This window comes from Neomesorhizobium albiziae (genome assembly GCF_900114255.1).
Classification (GTDB): domain Bacteria; phylum Pseudomonadota; class Alphaproteobacteria; order Rhizobiales; family Rhizobiaceae; genus Neomesorhizobium; species Neomesorhizobium albiziae.
The window spans coordinates 21,869-42,983 of record NZ_FOSL01000024.1 but is presented as its reverse complement, the minus strand read 5'-3'; the positions used below and the strand labels follow the sequence as shown (position 1 = coordinate 42,983).

19 protein-coding genes are annotated in these 21,115 nt (G+C 63.4%); 2 read left to right on the top strand and 17 right to left on the bottom strand.

Going from position 1 to position 21,115, the window contains the following annotated elements; translation table 11 throughout:
- The first annotated feature begins 2 nt into the window (after nt 1-2).
- Both F3H98_RS25280 and F3H98_RS25275 read left to right on the top strand, forming a co-directional pair.
- Nucleotides 3-428 carry a DUF6484 domain-containing protein gene (locus tag F3H98_RS25280; RefSeq protein ID WP_149763107.1) on the top strand — a complete coding sequence of 142 codons (426 nt, stop codon included), beginning with the start codon at nt 3-5 and terminating at the stop codon, nt 426-428.
- Nucleotides 425-775 (top strand): hypothetical protein, encoded by a 351-nt coding sequence (locus F3H98_RS25275; RefSeq protein ID WP_149763106.1) that lies wholly within the window; start codon nt 425-427, stop codon nt 773-775. Before F3H98_RS25280 ends, F3H98_RS25275 begins: the two co-directional genes overlap by 4 nt.
- A gap of 1 nt (nt 776) precedes the next feature.
- Here the strand turns inward: F3H98_RS25275 and F3H98_RS25270 are convergent, their stop codons facing one another.
- The 17 genes from F3H98_RS25270 to tssA all read right to left on the bottom strand — a co-directional run bounded on the left by F3H98_RS25270 (nt 777) and on the right by tssA (nt 20,926).
- Nucleotides 777-1,826: a hypothetical protein gene (locus F3H98_RS25270; RefSeq protein WP_149763105.1), complete on the bottom strand. Its 1,050-nt coding sequence runs from the start codon at nt 1,824-1,826 to the stop codon at nt 777-779.
- A gap of 9 nt (nt 1,827-1,835) precedes the next feature.
- A complete protein-coding gene (locus F3H98_RS25265; RefSeq protein WP_149763104.1) occupies nt 1,836-2,741 on the bottom strand; it encodes a PAAR-like domain-containing protein in 906 nt (301 codons plus the stop codon).
- Complete coding sequence (locus F3H98_RS25260; protein ID WP_149763103.1) at nt 2,741-3,763, bottom strand: 3-oxoacyl-ACP synthase; 1,023 nt, start codon at nt 3,761-3,763, stop codon at nt 2,741-2,743. Before F3H98_RS25260 ends, F3H98_RS25265 begins: the two co-directional genes overlap by 1 nt.
- Nucleotides 3,760-4,866 (bottom strand): DUF2169 family type VI secretion system accessory protein, encoded by a 1,107-nt coding sequence (locus tag F3H98_RS25255; RefSeq protein WP_149763131.1) that lies wholly within the window; start codon nt 4,864-4,866, stop codon nt 3,760-3,762. The genes F3H98_RS25260 and F3H98_RS25255 overlap by 4 nt, the downstream gene beginning before the upstream one ends.
- On the bottom strand, nt 4,866-5,408 hold the full coding sequence (gene tagF, locus F3H98_RS25250; RefSeq protein WP_149763102.1) for a type VI secretion system-associated protein TagF: 543 nt from the start codon (nt 5,406-5,408) through the stop codon (nt 4,866-4,868). Before tagF ends, F3H98_RS25255 begins: the two co-directional genes overlap by 1 nt.
- Nucleotides 5,390-8,929 carry a type VI secretion system membrane subunit TssM gene (gene tssM / locus F3H98_RS25245; RefSeq protein ID WP_149763101.1) on the bottom strand — a complete coding sequence of 1,180 codons (3,540 nt, stop codon included), beginning with the start codon at nt 8,927-8,929 and terminating at the stop codon, nt 5,390-5,392. The genes tagF and tssM overlap by 19 nt, the downstream gene beginning before the upstream one ends.
- Before the next feature lies 1 nt (nt 8,930).
- Nucleotides 8,931-10,253 (bottom strand): type IVB secretion system protein IcmH/DotU, encoded by a 1,323-nt coding sequence (gene icmH, locus F3H98_RS25240; RefSeq protein ID WP_149763100.1) that lies wholly within the window; start codon nt 10,251-10,253, stop codon nt 8,931-8,933.
- Nucleotides 10,254-10,257: 4 nt separating this feature from the next.
- Entirely contained in the window at nt 10,258-11,592 is a 1,335-nt protein-coding gene (gene tssK, locus F3H98_RS25235) for a type VI secretion system baseplate subunit TssK (RefSeq protein ID WP_149763099.1), read from the bottom strand.
- Between the two features lie 36 nt (nt 11,593-11,628).
- Nucleotides 11,629-12,081: a type VI secretion system lipoprotein TssJ gene (gene tssJ, locus F3H98_RS25230; protein WP_149763098.1), complete on the bottom strand. Its 453-nt coding sequence runs from the start codon at nt 12,079-12,081 to the stop codon at nt 11,629-11,631.
- Between the two features lie 3 nt (nt 12,082-12,084).
- Nucleotides 12,085-13,551: a type VI secretion system-associated FHA domain protein TagH gene (tagH, locus tag F3H98_RS25225; protein ID WP_149763097.1), complete on the bottom strand. Its 1,467-nt coding sequence runs from the start codon at nt 13,549-13,551 to the stop codon at nt 12,085-12,087.
- Complete coding sequence (tssG, locus tag F3H98_RS25220; protein ID WP_149763096.1) at nt 13,548-14,615, bottom strand: type VI secretion system baseplate subunit TssG; 1,068 nt, start codon at nt 14,613-14,615, stop codon at nt 13,548-13,550. The genes tagH and tssG overlap by 4 nt, the downstream gene beginning before the upstream one ends.
- Nucleotides 14,579-16,453: a type VI secretion system baseplate subunit TssF gene (tssF, locus tag F3H98_RS25215; RefSeq protein WP_149763095.1), complete on the bottom strand. Its 1,875-nt coding sequence runs from the start codon at nt 16,451-16,453 to the stop codon at nt 14,579-14,581. The genes tssG and tssF overlap by 37 nt, the downstream gene beginning before the upstream one ends.
- The gene (tssE, locus tag F3H98_RS25210; RefSeq protein WP_149763094.1) at nt 16,454-17,170 is read right to left on the bottom strand and encodes a type VI secretion system baseplate subunit TssE; all 717 of its coding nucleotides are present in this window, start codon (nt 17,168-17,170) and stop codon (nt 16,454-16,456) included.
- A 22-nt stretch (nt 17,171-17,192) separates the two neighbouring features.
- Nucleotides 17,193-17,642, bottom strand: coding sequence for an Hcp family type VI secretion system effector (locus F3H98_RS25205; protein ID WP_149763130.1), 450 nt, complete (start codon nt 17,640-17,642; stop codon nt 17,193-17,195).
- 62 nt (nt 17,643-17,704) lie between these two features.
- Complete coding sequence (tssC, locus tag F3H98_RS25200; RefSeq protein ID WP_149763093.1) at nt 17,705-19,207, bottom strand: type VI secretion system contractile sheath large subunit; 1,503 nt, start codon at nt 19,205-19,207, stop codon at nt 17,705-17,707.
- Between the two features lie 3 nt (nt 19,208-19,210).
- The gene (tssB, locus tag F3H98_RS25195) at nt 19,211-19,750 is read right to left on the bottom strand and encodes a type VI secretion system contractile sheath small subunit (RefSeq protein ID WP_149763092.1); all 540 of its coding nucleotides are present in this window, start codon (nt 19,748-19,750) and stop codon (nt 19,211-19,213) included.
- A gap of 6 nt (nt 19,751-19,756) precedes the next feature.
- Complete coding sequence (gene tssA, locus F3H98_RS25190) at nt 19,757-20,926, bottom strand: type VI secretion system protein TssA (protein WP_149763091.1); 1,170 nt, start codon at nt 20,924-20,926, stop codon at nt 19,757-19,759.
- Nucleotides 20,927-21,115 lie beyond the last annotated feature (189 nt).

The following is a 21,115-nucleotide window of genomic DNA, read 5'->3' as shown; positions in this document are numbered from 1 at the left end:
GCATGACAAAACTCCTGAACCGCATCGACGGCGTGGTCATCGGCGTGTTCCTGGGCTTCGACGGAGAGCGGCCACTCGTCGTCTTTCCCGGCAATCCGAGAGATGTCGCCTTGCCCGCGCGCAGCCTCGCTGGACTTGCTCCCGAGATGATCGGGGCCGAAGTCGCGCTGCTTTTCGAGGGCGGCGACCCGGAGTGCCCCCTCATTGTTGGTCGGGTCGTTGGACGCGAGCCGCCCGACCGGCAACCGGAAGTCAGGCGAGACGGCGAAACCCTCAAGATCATGGCGAAGCAGCGGATCGAACTGCGTTGCGGCAAAGCGACCATCATCATGGAGAAGGATGGCCGGATCACCATTCGCGGCTCCTATCTTACGAGCCATGCGAGCGCGACTAATCGCATCCGCGGGGGATCGGTGAACCTCAACTGATGTCCGCACCGGTGCTCAAGGAAATCGTTCGGCAACATGCCGAGATGGCGGCCCTTCTGTGGACCATCTACGACCGCCATCTGCAGTTTCCGGACGAGAATCCGGACCTCGACGTGCAGCGGGTCAGCTGGCTCATCGCACGGATCGAGGCGCATCTGGACGGACTCGTCGTCGCGGGTGCGGAGGGCGAGGCGATGGCGCGCGAGCGCTATGAGGAATATCCGGAGGCAGGCGAACTGTTCGTGGTGCAGGTGCTGAAGACCACGAAGCGGCCTATCCTGGTTGCCGACCTCGACCCACCGAAAATTCGGGCTTGGATCGCACAAAATCTGCCGTCTCGGGAGTGAGTCAGCGCAGCAGAGCCCTTGGGATCTCGACCTCGCCCCAATCCGAACCGTTCCAGCGCGCGAGCCCCAGCCAATCGACGAGCCAAGCTCGGTCTCCGTCAGGATGGAGGTTCTGTAGTGCCTCGAAGCCGTCGGGCACGGGCAGGTTCTCGCTTGTGCCAGCCTCCAGATCGAGTGTGACGATCTCGTCGGTGAGCACCACCATCGGCTGTCCCTGCCATCCGACAAGATCGGCGACCTCTTTCGGCTCGCCACTCACATAGAGCTCCTCCACCTGATCCGCCGCCACGATCTCGGCGACCAGGCCGCTGTTGGTCGACAAGAACAGCCTTCCGCCCTCCCATTCGAACAGGTTCGTCACCGTGCCGGAAGCAGGCAGATCGACCTTTCGCCAAGCGCCCTCCGCCAAAAGCCACAAGGTCCCGTAGTTCCGGCGCACATCCGTGATGATGCGGTTCGCGAAGCCTTCGACATCGCCGCGCGTCAGGAGCGCCACGATCTCGTCGAAGCTCTTGGTTTGCGGCTCGCTCACCCCTCCGAAGTACAGCCCACCGCCGGCGCTTGCGCCCGCGCAAAGGAAGTTAATGTGATCGGTGGGGTTGTCCTCCAAAGGGGGAACTGGCGACACCGCCTGCCAGCCATCTTCCGACCCGAAGCGGTAGGCCTGCCCGCCGCGGCCGAGCGCCAGCAACGAACCACCCGCAATGTTGAGCGCCGATAGCATGCCCTTGCCCGGTTCGATCACCCGGAAAACGCCTTCCGCGTTGACACGCGACACAACGGGCGGATCGGTGAGGACGACTGCTTCGCCCGTGCTGGCGAGTGCCATATAGGTCGCCTGTCGCCGTTGCGGGTCAGATGTTAGCGCGACGTCCATGATGTCGAAGGGCAGTTCGATACGCCGCCAGACTTCCGCCGCGCCGGGCGAATGGATCAATACCAGGCTGTCGCCGTCGCCGGCTTCGAAATCTTTGAGCGCAAGGCAAACGGTCGGTCCGTCGGAAGCGGAAGCGAAGATGCGGAGCGTGTTCTTGTCGGTGATGCTGGGCATGTGTGCTAACTATGGCCTCAGAGCGTTGAAGGCCGGCGAGTTGGGAGCCGGCGGCTGGAGAGTGGTGCGGCCCGATTGCGTGGCGATCGGCGCGGTTTGGTTGGCGACTTTGGTTGCCGCTTCCTTGATACAATCGTCGTGGAGTTCTGGGGTTAGCCCACGAAGGCCGATCACGGCGGTCGCGGCGCAGGCGCCGATCATGGCCGTACCGGCCGGGGTTCCGGGCAACGCGGCGAGCGCCTGGTTTACGCTGCTGTGCAAGCCGCTGTGTTGGCCCGGCGTCAAGCAGATACACATGCCGCCGCCAAGCGACGGCGCTCCTCGCACGCGATTTCCGGCATTGGTCGTTGCCCGCGTTGTCTGCCGATAGACCATGTCCGGGACGATGTGGTGCGTCTCGCCTTTAGGGGTGCGATTTTTGCATTCGTCATGAATCTCACTGTACGAGCCGGTGAGGCATTCGGTCCAGCCGCCGGCGGCCATGGCTGCGCTACACACTTTGAGCTGTGGCGGCGTTCCACCTGTCGGCGAAGCGTGGTCGTTAGTGCACATGTCGGAAAAGCGGCTGACCGGCTCCTTGTCCGCCTTGACGTTGCCAGACCACGCGTGCGCGTATTCCTTGCCCCGGTTCACGGAGGTGATAAGGTTCTTCTTGGGTGCGCAGCCCGCCTCGGTGCCCGTGGTCTTGGTGTAGTAGGATTTGTTCTTGTGCGTGATCGTCTTGCCGCCCACCTTGACTGTGCCGGTGCCTTGGTCGGTGTCGGAGTCCATGCCGAATGAGGGGTAGGGCACCGGCACGCCGGGTGGCGTCGCAGGCGTCTGAGGCGGCGTGAAGCAGGTGTCGGGGAAGGCGGCGATCACCTTGTTGCTTTGCGCCTTGCAGGCTAGGTGCAGGCCGTTTGCAAAAACGGCCATCAAGCAGCCCTCGCGCCGAACACCGCGGCCCCGCAGGCGCCGTGGTCGTTGGACGCCTCGACCAGAACGGAATCACCCGCCGAATAGCCCTTGCGGGCTGCCGTCCACGCCATTCCGATCATGATGGGCACGACTGCCGCGCCGACATTACCAAGCGACTCGGCCGGCGACCACAGGTCCTGGAATCCGTGATGCCCCCGAACGAGCCGGATACTGGCGAGCGCCGTCTGCTTGAAGTAATAGGCTTCGCCGATAAGGTCGGAGATGCGGTAGCCGAGCCGGTTCATCTCGATTCCCGTCTCGTCGAGCGCAGCGCGATAAGCAGCGACAATGCCGTCGCCGCGCAGGGGCAGATTCTCCTTGTTGTAGATCGACGCCCTTTCCCGGGACAGGCCGAGCCCGAAGAGACGCAACCCTCCGGCCGCGGCCGTGGTGCAAAGAACGGCGGCGGCCGCTTCGCCGGGAATGAAGCCGTCCGGGTTGGTCTGCGTCAGCAGACGCCGGTGGTCCAGGTAGTGCCGGACCCCATGCGTCGTCAAATAGCTATCCACTCCGACGATCAAGACATAGGGCGTCGATCCCGCCGCCAGTATCTGGCGCGCCTGCTCAAGGGCGACATGGCCTGAAGGGCGGCCATGCGCGACCACGCGGCTGCGCGTTGAGGTATCGATCTCGGCGATTTCAGCGATCACTCGCAGGAGGCCTGCCGGGTCGCGCAGCGGCCGACCTGGCCGCGTTTCCTCGGGAAGGCAAAAGATCAGTTCCGTCCGGCCGCGCGCGTTGGGCACTCTCTCGAACGCCTCGCAGATAGCGCCCGCCGCCAGGTGGGCGAGACGCTTTTCGCCGATCCAACCCCGCGGCAGTGGCACGGGCGCGCCGACGAGGGCTTCGTCCTCCCCCGCCGAAAAGTGCGTTTCCTGAAACCCGTCGATGCCCGCGCGCATTGCCGCGCAGGATGAAGGCGCATCGAGCCCGACGGCCGTGACCATGCCGATCGAGACGATGTCAAGGCTTGCGCTCATGCAGCTTCGGCCTCCTCATCGCGTGGTGGAAGATCAAAGCGGCGGACGTAGCGCTTGCCCTTCGCGCGTGCGCGCAGCATGCCCCGGGTCGGCGGTCCGATCCAGCATTCGGAAAAATCCAGAATTGTGCGTGGGATGCGCTGCGATACCCGCCACACCAGTGAAAACCGTCGGTTCTCTGGATCAAAGAGAATCGTGTCCGGGCCGAGCATCGCTTCGAACGCCTTCGTCTGCCCCTTGAACAGCGTCATCGGCAGGGCGGTCGACGGCAACCGGAAACTGACGCGCCCTTCCGGCGTGAGGTTCACCAGTTGCACCTCCTCGCCGCCGCGGGGCAAATCGATCTGCTGGTCGGGAGGCGCCATCTGGAAATAGCGTTCGTCGAAATCCGCGGGCAGGAAAGGGAAGATGTTGTCGATCCAGTTCTGGTCGTAAGTGCCGCCATATTCGATGCGGCCCGGCCAGCCGCGGCCCATCGGGCCAAAGCTCATGGGTTTGTAATCACCAAAGGGCGAGCGGATCTCCTCGCCAACAGCCTGCGTGTTGGGCAGGCGAAGCCCTGGAATGAAGCGTTGATTTTTCGTCTGCGCCCAGCCGGTTCCAACGGGGTTACGCAGATAGGCGCCGGGCAGCTTGTCTTCGGGGTTGAGTGTGTCGACGCCGCCCCAGGCATTGTCGTAGCTGATCGGCATTTTCAGGAACGGTTGCGGTGAGGTTGCGCTGAATACGGGTCCGATGGCGCGCCATTCGCGGTTACCCACGACCTCGAAGAGTTTCGACCAGTTGCCGACCTTGACGCCGACCGGCACGCGCTCAGCCGGTCGTCCGCCAGGGGAATAGGCGCAGCCATTCAAGATCACATCGCATCTTGGTTTGCGAAAGGCGAAGTCGGTTTCCCAGACCGTCGCGGAGTAGCCCGGTTCGCCGGTCTGCGTGTCGGCGAAGACCAGTGGCATTTGTTCTGCCGATTTGCGCACCGGTGCATTCGGCGTTTCGGGGAAATCGAATGTCCCTTTAACCACCACGACGATCCAATCATGGCCGGCGACGTCGGTCGCCATCGTGAATTCGTGAGGGTAGCCCATCTGGTCCCAGATCTGCATCAGCTGGTCTCCCAGCTTGCGTCGAAAAGCTGCTCCAACACTGGCTGTGGCGCGTCGGGATCGACATCGAAAATGTCGGAATGCGCGGTCCACATCACCATGCGGTCTACGATTTCCCCGCTTGGTTCGACGAGAGGCGCCGGCAAGCCCGCCAACGCGGTTTCGAGTTCGTCCGGCGTGAATTTTCCGAGCTGGGCTTTGATGCCCGCATCCTCGATGGCGGCAAACCAGGCGTCGGCACGCGCCGTTGCGATTGGTGCATCGGCAAGCAGTGCGACAATGCTCAGCGGAAAGCGCCTGCCGACCTTGTCGGTGCTTTGCAGGACGATGCCCGTCGCCGGGCCGAAACATGCAGGTCCGGTCAAGAAGCGCAAGGCGAGGGACGGGGGCCAGCGCTGCGAGCCGATCAGCGGCGCGAGATGTTGTGCAATCCATCGATCCCAGGGCCGGACGAAGTCGAGCGGCAGCCGCCGCGAAACGAAGTCGCCCGCGGTCGGCAGTTTTCCGTAGAAGCCCGGGAGGATCATATGTTCTGCGGACATGTAAATTTCTTGAACATTTCGAGGTTGTACGGGTTTTCCACGCTGGAGGCCTTCAGCTGGAAGTCAGCATAAAAACTCTTGGCGCCGAGGCGCAGGCTGTAGACGTCTGCCAGCGATGTGCCGGTGAACCGGCCGGTACGCAACATCCTGAGCCAGGCCCAGCTGCCGGTTTCGCTGACGATGACCTCCGGCGATCCATCGACCGGCTGGAAAGCCAGCGTGATGACGCCGGTGCCATCCTTGCCCGGCCAAGTCATCGGCTGCGGGCGTGTCGCATTGTTGAAGTAGACGAGGCTCTGGCCATCGAGGTTGAGGGTGACGCGGGTCACCGTCGGCGAAAGGTCTTTCGGCTCGAGCGTAAAGCTCATCACCGGGCCAGAACCGCCGGGGAAAAGGTCGTCGCGGATACGGCGCGCCTGTTCGAATGCGGCAAGGGCTGAAGCGTCCAGGCCGAAGTCTGCGCGCCATTTCCATGGCTGATTGGTGGTGTCGACATAGTTGATCAGATGATCATTGATGAAAGCGTCGATCATGCCGCCCGGTCCAAACAGCCGGGCGAAGTCGCGCACATTGACGTCGATCGCACTCTCGGCGGTGAACGGGTAGCGGTTGTTGAGCGCGGCTTGGCAGAACGGCAGGATGTCGGCACGCCAGATAGCGTTAAGTTCCGAGGTGACGGCCTTTTCGGTCAGGCCGCTGGTGTCCCCGGCAATGCCGCCCAGCCAGTCGTCCACCGGGTCGGGCAATATCTGCGCCTGCCTGGCCACCGCGCCGGTCAATTCGGCAAGCCCGCCCTGCTTCTTGACGGCGTCCTGCGGATCGGGGCTGGCGGTCACCGTCTGCAGGACGTTGGACAGGGCAGTCAGCGCGACCACCGCCGCATCGAGTGCCGGCGGCTGCCCGTCGACTTCGGCGATCGTTGCCTTCAGCGGCTTGAAATGTTCCGCGACCAACGAACCGGTGAGATCCACCTGCGCCGCCGCTCCCGTGCGAGGCAGCAGCTTCGCGCCGGTCTTTGCCAGCTTGCCGATCTTGCCCAGCTTGCCAAGCAGCTTCGAGGTGCCCTTCTTTGCCGCCTTGTTATCGCCGGCGGGCTCCTCGTCCGACCGGGTGAGTTCGGTCTCCCTGACGACGGCGGTGACCAGCCGCTTCAGCGCCGAATCCGCGCTCGACAGGTCCTTGAGGTTTTCACTTGCGACGGTGAGGTCGGTCAGCGGCGCCAGGCGCATGTCACGCAGGAAACTGTCCCATTGCGCGATGAAGTCCTCGTAGTAGAGCTTGAGGATGTCCTGCGACAGCGCGGACACCGAAGTCTCGGCGTTTTCCTCGCAGCCGCCGGCAAATACGGCGCGGTCAAGTGCTGCTTGCGCCGCGACGTCCTCGACCCGGGCCAGGATGGCGTTCTGGAACCCGTCATAGGTGAAGGCGCCGGGCATGCCCGTCCTAAGCGTCTTGTCGGAACGCCTTGCGAAAACCTTGGCCCCATTCGGACCCGCGAAATTTGCCGGTATCCATTCCTTGAGTTCGGCAACGGCAGGGTCGGCAAGCAGCTGCTTGTAGGCGCGCGCCGGCAGCGAAATGGTGCAGACGCTCGCCAGCGCCTCTGCAACCAGCGCCTGGTCGGGAGCGATGTAGCTTTCGTCGACGGTCATGCGGCGGATGGCGGCGAGCTGATGTTCCTCCGCGTCCGGCGTCGGGAATGGAGCCGTGGGCGCGAATTCGGGCAGGTCGTTCACCCACCAGTCCTGCACGAAGTCAGAATCCATCTGCGAAAGCCCTGTCATCATGCGATAGGTTTTCAGCGCGCCGAGCAGGAATTCCGGCTCGCGGATCTGCCGCCACATGGTGGCCTCGAGCAGGGCCACCATACGTGGCTCCAGAACGTTGCGCAGTGCATGATTGTAGGCATCGGTCTGTGCCAGCTGGATTTCGGATGAAGCCGAAGGCCCGATCGTGTCGCGCAAGTTGTCCGGCACTTGTGTGCGGGCGTTGGCCACGTCGTCCATCGCGGCGAGCGCAATGTCGAGGTCCGATGGTTCCACCGGCGCCGTGCTGGCGGCTATGGCGTTGAGCGGCGTCTGCAGCGCTTCGAGCTGGGCCGCCTGAGCAGTTATCGCATTGCGGCTGTCATAGTAGGAGAAGGTGAATATCCCTCCCGCCAGCAGCGCCGCTGCCGCTGAGGCGGCGGCCGCTCCCCGCCAGATCCAGGCACGGCGTTTTTGCGCGAGCGGGTCGAAGGTGCCGAGCCCGGCTTCCTTGAAGATCACTTCCGTCAAGAGGTTCTTGAGGAAGAAGCTGCGTTTTTCGATGCGTGCGGCAGGCAGCGAGCGGCGTGCCGGCAAGCCGAAAGAGGAGGAGAGCGCTGCGGTCAGCCGGTCGATCGGGGCGCCTTCCTGGGTCGCCGAGGTCAGGTAGATGCCGCGCAGCCAGGCGCTCTCCTCGTAACGGCTTTCGCCGAACATGGAATCGATCAAAACCTGGATCGGCTCGGACAGGCTTTCGAGCTGTGCCGGAAACCGGAAGATTTCGGCGCGGGCGGCGAGCTTGTCCTCGTCTTCCAGCTTTGGCACGAGCCGCCGTTCGAGTTCCCTTGCCAGCGTCGAGATTTCGCCGGCGACGATTTTCCCGTCGACCCGCGCGTCGAGCGGAAAGGTCGTTCCCCACACTTGCTCGCGCGCGGCGGTGGACAGGCCGCCGAAGAATGCCTCGAACCCCTTGATGAGGTCGGCCTTGGTGAGCATCAGATAGACCGGCAGGCGAATTTCCAGCCGCTCGTTGAGCTCAGCCAGGCGTCGGCGGATCTTGCGGCCATGTGCTTTGATCGCCTCGTCGCCCTCCGACAGCGCATCAATCGATAGCGCAACGATGACGCCGTTCAACGCGCGGCGGCCCCGATGCTTCTTGAGGAGATCGAGGAAACCCAGCCATTCGGTGGCGTCTACGTCGGGCTGGCTTTCCTGCTGAACGTAACGGCCGGCCGTGTCGATCAGAACGGCGGTCTCGGAAAAGAACCAGTCGCAGTTGCGGGTGCCGCCGACGCCCTGGAGATCGTCCGTCAGGTCGATCGGGAAATTGAGCCCGGATTGACGCAGCGCAGTGGTCTTGCCGGTGGCCGGCGGCCCGACGATCACATACCACGGCATTTCGCGCAGGAATTTGCGACCGCCGAGCTTACGGCGACGCAGTTCGCCCATCACGTCCTGGAACTTGGCGCCGACGGCGGCCACACTTTCCTGACCCGGTGTGAGCTGTTTTTCCGGTGGCGGCGCGGCGATTTCGGCGACGAACATGCGGTTGGCGCGGATTGCGCGGCGTTGCGCGACGATCAGCCAGATCAGCCACAGGATGACCAGCCCGGCGATAATGGCGATGCGCACCGTCTCCGAAGCGAACGGTTCTGATGCTCCGATCCTGACGATCGGACCGAAAATCCAGATGATCGCTGCAAGCAGCGTCAGGCCGATCAGCGTCCAGAGAAAGCGCGAAGTCAGAACCGACCAGAGGAAGCGCAGGATGAACATGTCAGAGCCTCTTCTCGACCAGCACTTCGACGCGCCGGTTCAAGGCCCGGCCTTCGCGCGTGCTGTCGTCGGCCACCGGATCGGTGGCGGCCCGGCCTTCCGAACGGACGCGGTCCTCAGGGACGCCGTTCTGGATGAGAATTTGCGCGATCGTCGCGGCCCGGGCCTCCGAAAGGCGCTGGTTGGTCGATAGCGGGTTGCTGCGTTGCAACGGGATGCTGTCGGTGTGGCCGACGACCGTGATGTTGCCGATCAGGTCCTGGTTTTCGAGGATCACCTTGGCGATCGATCCGATGAGCGGCTCGAACCCCTCGGTCAATTGCGCCTGCGAGGATTGGAAAAGTTCCGGGTTGGAGCCCTGGATCACCAGCTTGGCAAGCGAGATGCTTTCGGTGCCCTTGAGCGTGGTGCGCAGTTCAGCAGGCGCTGCGGCCTCGAATTCGGGCAAGAGGGCAAAATCGAACGTTTCAAGCTCCGGTGCGTCGACTTTCGGCGATGCGCGCTGGATTTGTGCGCGATCCGGTGGCGGGAGGGCGCGAACCAGAGTTGAAAGTTCCACCGCCTGGCTGCTGAGGCCCATTGACAGCCCGATATGGATCGCGGCGGCAAGCACCGCGGCTCCGAGCGCCATCACCCAGATCGGAATGGTGAAGCGCGCTGGTTCGTCCGAAGCGATCACGCCCTTCCAGTTCGGCGAGAGGGGGGCGTCCTCGGCATCTGCATCGCGCAGGAAGCGCGCCGCGGCAACGCGCACGGCGTTCAGAGAGCGGTCGCCGGAGCGGCCGGGAACCCGATATTTGCCGCGAAATCCCAGCGACATGCAGAGATACTGCAGCTCCAGCAACTCGCGGTCGCGGTTGGGATGGCGCTCGAGTTCTTCCAGCCTTGCGAAGAACTGCGTGCCGGCATCGACATCGCCGCGCAGCATGACGACGAGCGGCTGGCGCGGCCAGGCACTGGCGCCACCCCAAGGGGTGTTCAGCGCGAGGTCGTCGAGCAATGCAGCCACCACCCAAGCCGCCTGGTCGGCCCGTTCCAGGGAAGACCCGGCAGCCACCGCCGCATCGCGGGCGCGGACGAGTTCGTCGAGCAGGCGGGTGCGCAGCGCTTCCGGGTTTTCCGGCGGCAATGCACTTTCCATTTCGGGCGCGAATTCGAGCAGCGGCGAGAAGGCGTTGACGAGTCCATTGGGATGGGCGCGCGATCGTTTCAGCGGCGCGCCGGGGGCCGATGGGATCGGCGCACGCGGCATCGGCGAGCCGACCAGGCGAATGCGGGTTCGCTCGCGATCCTCCGACAGGCCGAAAGGATCGTCCTTGCTCATGGGGCTACCTGTTCACCGAGTAGCAGTCGACCTGCGGTTCGCTCGGCAGCACGCCGGACACACCGATCACGAAGCCGGGTGCGTCGAGCAGAGACGCCCAATGCTCGCTGCGCTGGTCGAGCTCCAGGCACAAGCGGTCGCCATCGTAGGGGATTTCACGCGGCTGCGAATGCAGCGGCTTCAGCGGAATGCCCGGCAGACGCGATTTCCATAGCCCTTCAAATTCGTCGGCGGCGCCGACCGTCGCCTGGTTGACGAATATCTTGCGCAAGGCGTCTTCCGACAGTTCCGACCCGACGCGCACCACGATACGGCTGGCCACCAGGAGCTTCGGATTGTCGACGCGCACCTTCCAGACATTGGTGGAGTGGCGCATCACGGGCAGGGCGCGCGACTTCGGTTCGATATAGCGCAGGCTGAGTATCAGCGAGCGCAACGCATCGGCGAGCGCCGAATAGGCGGGACCGGGCGCCATGTGGTCGTAGGCCGGCAGTTCGCCCAGCCGCCGCGAGCTCGATCCGTAAGTGGCCATCGAGCCGGCAAGGCCGGCAAGCTCGAGGAACAATTCGGCGGGGTGATAGACTTCCTGCGCCAGCATGTGCGCCAGCCGCGGCCGCGCCGCATTGGCGAGGTGCAGCATCAGCAGGTCCTCGACGCTGCGTCCGGGGCCGCCGAGAACCATCTTGCCATGTGCTTCGGCGATCTGGTCGAGCCCGGTGATGACCTCCTGAAGCAGCTGCGCGTACCAGACAACCGCGCCGGTCTGGAGCGTCGGCGGCAGGAAGGTTTCGTCGAGCGCAACGGCGCCATCGGCGCGAAGCCCGTTGATCTCGGCGATTGGCAGCGCGGTGTATCCGCCGACCGATTTTCCCGGTGCGAGCAGCAGCGCCTGTGGCCGGGCAATCTCGATTTCCTCGGGGTCGGAGCCGCCTTGCACCGCATCGCGGACGGAAACAATCCTGCCGCGATAGCGAGCGCCTGTCGAGGCCGCGTGCGCCGGGTCGAAACCGATGCCGCCGGGCGGTTCGAGCGGCAGGGCAATCAGCACCGCCCCGCCACCCATGTCCGGCGTTATCGCGAGCGGCAGTGGCGCGTCCATTGTATCCGGAATGGCGAACGGCGTGCCGTCGGGAAAGATGCCGCGCGCCGAAAGAACAGAGACCTGTCCGGCCTCCAGCCGCGACGGATCGAGCGTCAGCGACTGAAAGCCGAATGTATGGAGCTGCCCGGCCTGCAGTGCACCGCGCACCGTCGCTTCAAAGAAGCGATCCTGTTGCTGAAAATGCTGTGTCCGAAGGAAAAGCCCTTCAGACCATAGCACCCTGTTTGCGTCGCTCATTCCGTCACTTTCCGCATGGCGTTTCCGTTTCGGGCATCAAGCGGAAATGCCGCCCGTGCCGATCCTCGCGTTGATGGTGACCGTCGATCCCGGCGACACCGACTTGGTGGCTCGCCAGGTTCGCCCGCCGGGTTCGCGAACAAGCGCGACAAGGCCAAGCGTGGTGGCTTCGGGTTCGACCGTGATGGTCTTCGACGCGGTCTGACCGGGTGCGACTGCGACCGAGTCAGATCCGATGAGATCCGCGCCAAGTGCCGTGCCGGCATCCCCCTGCAGCGCGAAATAGTCCGCCGAATTGAATTTTCCGGCGCTTTTCAGCCGCATGATCAGAACCGTTACCGGCCTGTCGCCGCCATCCGGGCCCGGATTCATCCCGGGCTGGCCGGCGACGTTAACCGTGACCGCCGACGGTTTCGGCGGTCCGCTCTGGCAGGCTGAAACGAACCCTGTCGCGCCGAGGGCAATAATGAAGTCGCGCCGGTGGATCATGCGTCACTCCTCTTCATATGCATTTCGGAAATCGGCGCCGATATCGCCAAGGAAACGGGATTCCGCGCTCGCCGCGATTTCGCGGTGACGCTTCTGGTAGAGTTCCCACAGCTTGGCGCCACGGCCGCCCGCAAGCAGCGTCTCGATGGTTGAACTCGACTTCAATTCTTCTTCGAGCGCCTCGGGATCGAAGCGGTCGATCATCCGCCGCAATGCCGCCTGCACGCCGCGCCAGGCGCGAACGTGATGGTGGGCGAGATCGCGCACGGCGTCGGCGATCGCCGGTTCGGCGGCGAGAAAGCCCGGGCTGCGCTCGGCAAGGATCGTCGCCAGCGCGTCGTCCACGGTCGGCAGGAATTTGAGCGGGTTGACCTCAGACGCTCCGACCACCGTCTGCGCGACCCGTGCATTGCCCTTCTCCTCGGCGCGCTTGCGCAGGAGCTGCATCAGGCCTTCCATCATCAGCCGGTATTCGCGGCCGAATTTTTCCATATCCGCAACGGAATCGCGGCCGGAGAGCTCATCCTCTTCCAGTCCCAGCCCGCGCAGGAACGCGGCGCGCAGCGCATCGTTCGAGGGGGTCGCAGGCGGTGATTTTCGCCGACTGGGAATCGGCGTTGGCCGCACAGGTGGCGGAGGCGGTTCTTCGGCGACCGGCGAGGGCACATCCCACGGATCGGGCGAGGACGAGGCATCCGCCACGCTTTCGCGCGGGGCGGGAGCGCCGGCGCGCTTTTCTGGAACGGGTGCTATCGGCGGCGGCAGGCTGAACCCGTCGTCGTCCGGCTCCCGCTGAGCGCCGCCTGTGGCCGTCGCGTTCGGCGCTGCAGCCGACGTGTCGAAGCCAAATGGATCGTCGAAAATCGGGGCGCCGCGTTGATCCTGGTCGGCGCTCGCGCTAGACGCAGGCGTAGCCACCGGGTCGAGGCTGAATGGATCGTCGAAAGCCGGCGAGTTCCGCTGGGCGTCGGCGCGGCTGAACGCACCGGCTTCCGGCTGCTCAAAGGGATCCGGAAGGTTGGCTGGACGCGGACGCGCCGGCTCTTCCTCAGTCTTCACGGAGAAGAAGTCGTCATGTCCGAAGTTCACCGGCGTGCGCGAGGCGGGTTGCGCCGCCTGATATGCCGGTTCTGGCGCGGCCGGCTGGGCGTCCGCCATCTGCAGGTCGACCCACAGCACATAATCGCCCATCCTGAGGCGCATGCCGTTTCGCAATCGCGCCGAGTTTCCCGATCCCAGCGGGCTTCCGGAATTGTCGATGAACAGGCCGCTGCTCGACATATCGGTGACGAAATATCCGTCCTCTCCGCCGACGACTTTGCAGTGGGCACGCGAAACGAACATGTCGGGATCGTCGATCTGCCAGTCCGCTTCGGGACTGCGGCCGATCACCAGTTCGCCCTTGTCGAGCCGCGCCTGGCGCACTGCCTGGGCGCGCGGTCCTTGCTCGAGCGTAAGAAGCAGGCTCATGCCGCCACTCCCGCCATCTCCGGTCGCCATCCGACGATGGTCCGCAGACGCATGTCTTCAGCATCGCCCCTTTCCGGGGGGCGTGCAAGCCACGCCGTTCGGCCGATCTGTGCTGTTCCGATCTGGGCTTGCGGCACGGCATCTGCTGTCAGCACAATCCTCAGATCGACATCGAGCAAATCGCCGACAAGGTCGCGCACAGCGCGTTTCATCACCTCGAGCTGCTTGCCGCCGGGGAGGAAGTTCGTGAAATCGTCAAAACCGAGCGGCCCGATGCGAAGCTCGACACGGCTTTGCCGGCTGAACGTTCGCGGTCCGATCGTGGCGCTGCGGCCAAGTGCGGCGTGTTCTTTGCCCAGTTGGCTTTGCAGTGCTTTGGGCACCGTCATCCAGGATGCGACGAACTCCTTCAATTGCACGGGCACCCTGAAAGCTTCCGCGACAAACAAAGTCAGCCGCTCCGGCCCATCCACCTGGCTGGCGAGGGCGGCAGCCTGGCGAAGCTTGACCGCATCGAGGTCGGGGTTATCGGGATTGTGCGTGCCCGGGAGTCCCGTGCCGGCCATCGCCTCCAGCATCGAGCGGATGCGTCCACCACCTCGTTCCATCTGGACGCCTGGGTGCGCATCGGCCCAGGCGCGGTAGAACAGGGCGATCATGCGGTGCTGGAGAATATTGACGAAGTCGACGAAGGTCGTATCGCTTGTCTGATGCGCATCCACGCCGGCGAACCAGCGCTGCGACAGGCGGTCGAGCACCCAGCGAGTGACGTGGAGAGGCAACGGCCCCTCCGGACCCATCAGTCCGAGATTGGCAACGGCGATCCGGGCCGGCTGTCTGTCCGTCGCTTCGCGGAATTCGACCACGTCCCGGGTGGCAAACCCGAGGCGTATGTGCTGCCCCAGCCGCGCCGGTTCGCGATCCAGCCGACCGGCATGACCAAACATGCCGCCACGTTGTTCGAGTTGGCGCAGCAACTCGAAGAAATCGAACGCCTCGGACAGTGGCACCCGCGACGTGTTCGACTCTAGATCAGGTAGCGATTGCCGGGCGTCATCGGCCATGGCACATCCTCCTGCTTCTGGAGCAACCGCGTGCGGGTGCGCACGAAACCGTTTATTCCCGCGTGGCGGGCGAACAGGCGGGCGAGCAGGGCCGACAAAAGCAACGTGCTTTGCCCCGCCAGTACCGATTGGTCCACATGCAACGTGACTTCGGTGCCGCGCCCGAAACACATGGGTCCTTCTATCGCCAGCCTTTCGACTACCGACCGCGACTCGACCCGGGGAATCGAACGCGCATGGCGTGCAAGTCCGGGATCGCCCCGATCCGCGTAGAGATCGAGAAGTGCATGAAGAGGGGCTGCCCCGCGTCCGTCCTGGGCAAGGCCGAGGAAATTCAGCGAAAGCTGCGCCACGAGCCGCCAGGCTAGATCGTCGGCCCGCGACTCGCCCTCCGCGCCTGCCGGCAAGGCGGCGGGGATCGCGGGTTGAGGGGGGCGCACCGCGCCAAGCAGCTTTACCGCCTCGATAGGGTCACCGCTCTCCGCGCTGAGTGTAGGCGTGTCGTCCAGAATCGGTAGGTCGCGATTGGTGCACAGTGCGGTGATTTCGATGCGTTTGAGCGGGCGGTTCGCAGCCTGCCCGGGTGGACGCGATATCGCCAGGAAGACATCGTCGCCAGTGTACGAAGTGCGGGTCATGCCTTCGCGCCGCTCGTCTTCCGTCGGCCGACGCGGCCGCCGTTCGGTCGAATAGACCCAACCGTTGCCACGGTTCTGCCCAAGGCTGAACAGCACAGGTATTTCGGCGTCGAGCCCTTCGGCGTCGGCGTCCTCGACATGGGTTACCCGGTAGATTTCGAAGTCTCTGGGACGGGTCCGGTCCGCATAGACCGCCTGGCGCGTTTTGCGCGGATCGAGCTCGATCACATTGCACTCGCGTTCGAACAGATTGATGATCGGCGTCGCAAACAGCTCGAGATCGGCGGGCGTCAGATCGGAGAGTTCAGGCACGGCGCGCCTGAACAGGAAGATGATTTCCAGCCCGGCGTCGCATTTGCGCACCACTGGCCGCAACCCGCGAATGCGCGCGTAGTGGAAACGCTCAGGCATCATGAAATATTCGCGCAGCAGGCGGTAGCCTTCGAATGTCGGGCGGGTGCGGGGCATCAAAGCCTCGGCATCGTTGACGCCGGTCATCTCGGGAGCGGACAAGGCCGTCAGCGGGTTGTTCTTTCCCTCCGGTCGTGCGCCGAGCGCTATGCAACTGCCGAAAATAGCGTCGAACAGGAGCGCCGCCTTCGAACGCCCTGAAAAATACAGGTCGATCTGATCGAGCGCCAATTCGTTGAGCTTGCCCTTGCCGCTGTGCGTGATGACGAGGCGAAGCGCGGCCTCGCCGCGGATGCCTCCGATCGGCGTTATGCCCGCAACCGCCAGCGCATTCCTGTCCTGAAAATAGCTGACTGAAGCAATAGCTATCGGCCAGAGCGTGACATCCTGGCCGGTGGTGAAGGTGCAGCGGGTCGACAGTCCGGGCTGCAGGCTCGACACCAGCTTTGTGCCGCGTTTGACGACGTGACCGGCAAGCATCGTCTGCACCTGTTGGCCGGGTTTCAGCACTGCCATCGCGGTGGCAGGCGCTGGCGTGACGAGGTCAGGATAAAGAACTTCCAGAATGCTGCGTGAAAAACGCGAACGCTCGGCGTCCACCTTCAGCCTGGTGCGCGCCGCGAGGAAGGCCACGCCATCGAGCAGCCGCTCGACGTAAGGATCCGGGCACGGCACCGTGTCCAGCGACAGGTTGCGGGCGACCGCCGGGTGCATGTCGGCAAACTCGGACGCCAGCGCCCGAATATGGGTCAGTTCTTCCTCGTAGTACTCCAAAAAGACCCGGTCCATTCAGGCATCCCCGATGTCGGTCCGCGCCAGACCATTGTCGAGGTTGATGGAGGTGCGCAGTTTCAGCCGTTCCGGTGTCGGCGTCATGATGAGGATGGCGTCGATCTCGATTTTCAGCCCGCCGTTCTTGTCGCCGAGTGTGACGTTCACCTTGGTGGCGCTTTCCTTCAAACGGGGTTCGAAGGTGGCCAACACCATTTTTATTTCGCGGGCCAGCGTGTCGCGGTCGAAGTCACGCGAGGAACGCCCGGAAAAAGACGGCACACCGTAGTTTACGACGCTGCGCCGTACTTCCGGGAAATCGCTCAAATCGAGTGGACTGCCTTCCATCTGCTCGCTTTCGTGGTCGGAAAGAAGCGGCGTGACGTCGTAGCGTTCCGTATTGAACAGCGCTTCAATGTCGCGCCGCACGGCTTCCCGGAGGACGTCTGGCGAGACCACGATGCCGCGGCTTTCCAGTTCGGCACGCTGGGCGCCCTGCAAGGCCAGCCGTTGCAGGCGCCGCTTCTGCTCGGCCGTCAAGTCGGCAGCGGATTCCATGAGCCGCGAACTGCCGCCGAGCAGCGTATCGAGCCGCTCGGCGCCCAGTTCAGCCACCAACGAATGACGCAATCCCTCGATCTCCGAGCTGAGGCCCGGCAAATCGTTCACGAGGCGATCCCAAAGAGAAGGCTGAACCGCCTCGCGTTTGGCGCGCTTGGTACCACTTGGTTTCATGGCTCACTGCGATTGTCGGGCCTCACATGCCGGTGGCGACATCCATGTCGGTGGTATGATCGTCGTCGTATTTGAGCTCGATGTTCTTGTAGGCAAATTGCACGATGTCGCCGAGCGTATCGGGATTGGTCTTGCTCGCGCCGAACGAGTAGCCAACGACCGACGCTTCCTTCAGCGTGACGACGAAATAGTCGCTGGTTGCGCCATCGATGGTACGGCGGCAATAGATGACGACTTCGTCGAGCGGCTTGTTTTCGTGACAGGCTTTCGCCAGATAGGGCGACGACATGTCGACGTCCTTCGTGCAGGTCACCGTACCCAGCGAAACGCGCCCCTTGCGCGACAATGAGTTGGGGTCGAACGGAGCGACCATAGAGAAGGTAACGTCGTAGATCTCGATCTGGTCTTCATGGCCATCGCGCTGGCTGGGGCCGGCAATGTCTGGAACCTCCAGAAAGCCGTCGATCTTCATCATGTTGAGACTTCTGAGGTCGTCTATTAATGCCATTGTCGTTCTCCAATTGTTTCAGAAATTCAGGATTTGACGGACGGCAACTCCGATACGAGCCGTAGCGACGCGTTTATTCCTTCCAGCTGGTAATGCGGACGCAGATAGAAGCGGGCGTTGTAATAACCCGGCCGCCCCTCGACGCTGTCCACCTGCACTTCGGCCGCCGCGAGAGGACGCTTGGCCCGTGCTTTGTCATCGGCGAACGCAGGGTTCGCAAGAACGTAACGGTTGATCCATTCGGTCAACCAGATCTGCATGTCGGATCTTTCCTTGAACGAGCCGATCTTGTCGCGGGCGATCGCCTTCAGGTAATGCGCGAAGCGTGAGACCGGGAACAAGTAGGGCAGGTTGGCACTGAGCCGCTCGTTCGACTGGGCGTCGGGATCGACGAGCCGGCCGGCCCGCGTTTCGTCATCCTGCAGCGAATGCGCGCCGATGAAGGCGGCAAGGTCGGTGTTCTTGCGGTGCAGGATCGGCATCAGGCCGAGCTTGGCGAGTTCGGCTTCACGCCGGTCGTCGATGGCGACTTCAGTCGGGCACTTCATCGCGATCGACCCGTCGTCGGTCGGGAAGCTGTGCACCGGCAGGTTGAGCACCGTACCGCCGTTCTCGACGCCGCGGATCTGCGTCCCCCAGCCATACAGCTTGTGGCTGCGGTTGATGTTCACGCCCATAGGGAAGGCGGCGTTCATCCAGACATATTTGTTGTGGTCGCCCAACACCTCTTCTTCGAAGGCAAAGCCCTTCACCGGCACCGTCTCGGAGCCATACGGCAGTCGCGCCAGCACGCGCGGCATCGTCAGCCCGATGTAGCGCGCATCCTCGCTTTCGCGCAGCGACTGCCAGGAGGCGTATGCCGGGTTGGAAACGATCTGCTGGAGATCCTGCGGGTTCGGCAGTTCCTGCCAGCTGTCCATCCGGAAGAGGCGCGGCGAGGCTGCCGCGATGAACGGGGTGTGCGCGGAGGCGCATATGCCGGAGATGTTGCGGATCAAGCCGACATCGCGCGGGTGGTTGGAGAATTCGTAAGCGCCGATCAGGCAGCCGATCGGCTCGCCGCCGAGCATCGAATACTCGTCCGTGTAGACCTTCTTGAAGATCGGGCTCTGATCCCACATCTGGCCTTCGTAGTCTTCAAGCGTGTCAGCCAGCGCTTCCTTGGAGATGTTCATGACCCGGATCTTCAGTTTCTGATCCGTTTCCGTGTTGTTGATGAGGTACCAGAGGCCGCGCCATGTGCCTTCCATCTCGCGCACTTCCGGCGCGTGCAGGATCTCGTTGACCTGGGTCGTCAGCATCTTGTCGATGCCCGCGACAAGCGACTTGATCGACTTGATCGCGTTCGACGAGATCGTTGTGGTTTCGGAGCGAGCCTGCGCCGCAAGGGCAAGGTTGCGGACGAGTTGCTGCAGCTTCTCGCTGTCGTCCTTCTTGACCTTGAAGTCCTTCTCGAGGAGTTCGCTGAACTCCCCAAGGTCGATGGCATCTGCTTCGGCGACGGTTGCGACTTTTTGCTGTTCGGCCATGACTTACTCCCCGCCCTTCTCGCCTTCGGACAGCGCCTGATTGGCGATCTGCCCGAGAAGAGGCTCGTTGTTCAGCAGTTGCGCGATACGCTTTTCGGCGTCGACCCTGCCGTCCATGAAACCAAGCAGTTCCACGAGTTGGCGACGCATCTTGAGAATTTCCGCCAGTTGCGGAACTTGCTCGGCGACCTTGTCCGGGGCGAAATCCCCCATTTTGGTGAAGGTCAGATCCACGAACAGCTCTTCTTCGCGCTCGGCGCCTTCGGCCTGTGGAAGCGTGTTCTTGACGCGCGCCTTCACACGCGGCCCTAGCGCCTCCATGAAACGCGGGAACCTGTTGGCGTCGGTCTCGACAAAGGATCGGTCGAGCACGGATTTCTGAGCTTCCCTGGTCTCCGACGCGCCCGAAAGGTCAGCCATCACGCCCATGACGAAGGGCAGTTCGATGGTCGTCGGGCTGCCGTAAGTTTCCACATCGTAGGCGATCTGCACGCGCGGTGCGCGATTTCGCTCAATGACCTTTGCTTTGCTTTCGGCCGGCATGGTTTCTTACCTTTCATCTTTCTGTGCCGTCTTCTTGTTGTCTGGAACGCCGGCGAGAAGCCGGAACTCCTTCAGCCCCGACGGCGCGAGGTCTTCCATCAGTTCAACGAAATCCATGTGCACCATGCGTCGAACACGGCGGGCGAGATGCGGAATGGGGCTCGAAGGTTCGGTCCGATCATAGAAGGCGACAACAAGATCGAGGCATTTGACGACATCGTCGCGTGAGGAAATCCGGTCCGGGAGCATTTGCTGAGATCCCCCCTCGGTTGCTGGGGCAGAGTCGCTATCACGGCCATTTCGAACCGGGGTTTCCGGTGCCGCTGGCGTCTCGACAGGCTTGGCCGCGCCATTCGCCGAGATGCGCACCGTCGATCCGCGCTCCAGCGTGGTCAGGATGCGCTCCAGAAAGCGCTTCAGTTCGGGAACCGCCGTGCCGCTGCTTTCAAGGCGCGCGTTGAGTGCGATCTCTACCGCATCGAGCGCAGCACTTGCCGCACGGGCATCGGCGACCAGCGCGATCATCGCGTCATTGGCCTGGTCGATATGGGCCGCGCATCCGGCGCGCACCCGGCCCAGAAGTTGCTCATGCGCGCTGGAAAGTGCTGCTTTCTCGGCGCCGTTCAATCCCGATGCGGCTTCCTGGAGCATCGTGCGGTCATCCAGCGCGCCCTTTTCCAGGTCGCGTCCGGTGATCGGGCCGATGCCGCGCGGGGCGAAAAATGTCATCTGGCGCAGGTTTGCCAACAGGCCGTCCTGGCCGTTCTGCAGGTCGAGCAGTGAGTTGATGCGCCGCAACGCCGCCTCGCGCGGCGCAGCGTTTGCCCGCAGCGCCGGGTGCATGGTCTCCCAATGCGCGTCGAAGGTCTGGGCGATCAGCGTCAGGCCCTGTGTCAGCCCGGCCAGCCCCGACTCGTTGGCGAGAGCGCGCGTCAGGATCACCAGCAGACGCAGGTCCCGCCCTTCGGTATGCAATTCCTCCGCCTTGGCGAGCACCGCGGCCCAATCGACGGGAACAATGATTTCAGAGGAAGGTTTGTTGCGGTCGTCGTGCGTGACTTTGATCTGCGCTTCCGTCAGGCGTTCCAGTTCGTGAAATCGTGGATCGTTGCGCAAATCCTTGCCGGACGGGTTTTCACCGTCCAGGGGAGTCAGCCAGAGCGCGACGTCGATCACAAGCACCCCCAGCAAAACGGCCAAAGGCCGAATATCGCTAGTATTTTACCACAGAACTTTCATTCATCACAATTTGGATTACGCCCCGAAAGTCAAAGCAGGATACCTCTTTCAGGCATCGTGTCTACAATTTCACGTGGTGTTGTCTTTCGAAATTCGCACTACGTTGTTGCGAACGCCAGGTATGTT

What these genes read in the sequence shown, in the direction of transcription:
- tssC (WP_149763093.1), bottom strand. Translation starts at nt 19,207, where the DNA reads ATGGCCGAACAGCAAAAAGTCGCAACCGTCGCCGAAGCAGATGCCATC.
- tssK (WP_149763099.1), bottom strand. Translation starts at nt 11,592, where the DNA reads ATGAGCGACGCAAACAGGGTGCTATGGTCTGAAGGGCTTTTCCTTCGG.
- tssE (WP_149763094.1), bottom strand. Translation starts at nt 17,170, where the DNA reads ATGAAACCAAGTGGTACCAAGCGCGCCAAACGCGAGGCGGTTCAGCCT.
- tssF (WP_149763095.1), bottom strand. Translation starts at nt 16,453, where the DNA reads ATGGACCGGGTCTTTTTGGAGTACTACGAGGAAGAACTGACCCATATT.
- F3H98_RS25260 (WP_149763103.1), bottom strand. Translation starts at nt 3,763, where the DNA reads ATGAGCGCAAGCCTTGACATCGTCTCGATCGGCATGGTCACGGCCGTC.
- tssG (WP_149763096.1), bottom strand. Translation starts at nt 14,615, where the DNA reads ATGGCCGATGACGCCCGGCAATCGCTACCTGATCTAGAGTCGAACACG.
- F3H98_RS25265 (WP_149763104.1), bottom strand. Translation starts at nt 2,741, where the DNA reads ATGGCCGTTTTTGCAAACGGCCTGCACCTAGCCTGCAAGGCGCAAAGC.
- F3H98_RS25205 (WP_149763130.1), bottom strand. Translation starts at nt 17,642, where the DNA reads ATGAAGATCGACGGCTTTCTGGAGGTTCCAGACATTGCCGGCCCCAGC.
- icmH (WP_149763100.1), bottom strand. Translation starts at nt 10,253, where the DNA reads ATGAGCAAGGACGATCCTTTCGGCCTGTCGGAGGATCGCGAGCGAACC.
- tagF (WP_149763102.1), bottom strand. Translation starts at nt 5,408, where the DNA reads ATGTCCGCAGAACATATGATCCTCCCGGGCTTCTACGGAAAACTGCCG.
- tssJ (WP_149763098.1), bottom strand. Translation starts at nt 12,081, where the DNA reads ATGATCCACCGGCGCGACTTCATTATTGCCCTCGGCGCGACAGGGTTC.
- tssB (WP_149763092.1), bottom strand. Translation starts at nt 19,750, where the DNA reads ATGCCGGCCGAAAGCAAAGCAAAGGTCATTGAGCGAAATCGCGCACCG.
- F3H98_RS25270 (WP_149763105.1), bottom strand. Translation starts at nt 1,826, where the DNA reads ATGCCCAGCATCACCGACAAGAACACGCTCCGCATCTTCGCTTCCGCT.
- tagH (WP_149763097.1), bottom strand. Translation starts at nt 13,551, where the DNA reads ATGAGCCTGCTTCTTACGCTCGAGCAAGGACCGCGCGCCCAGGCAGTG.
- tssM (WP_149763101.1), bottom strand. Translation starts at nt 8,929, where the DNA reads ATGTTCATCCTGCGCTTCCTCTGGTCGGTTCTGACTTCGCGCTTTCTC.
- F3H98_RS25280 (WP_149763107.1), top strand. Translation starts at nt 3, where the DNA reads ATGACAAAACTCCTGAACCGCATCGACGGCGTGGTCATCGGCGTGTTC.
- F3H98_RS25255 (WP_149763131.1), bottom strand. Translation starts at nt 4,866, where the DNA reads ATGCAGATCTGGGACCAGATGGGCTACCCTCACGAATTCACGATGGCG.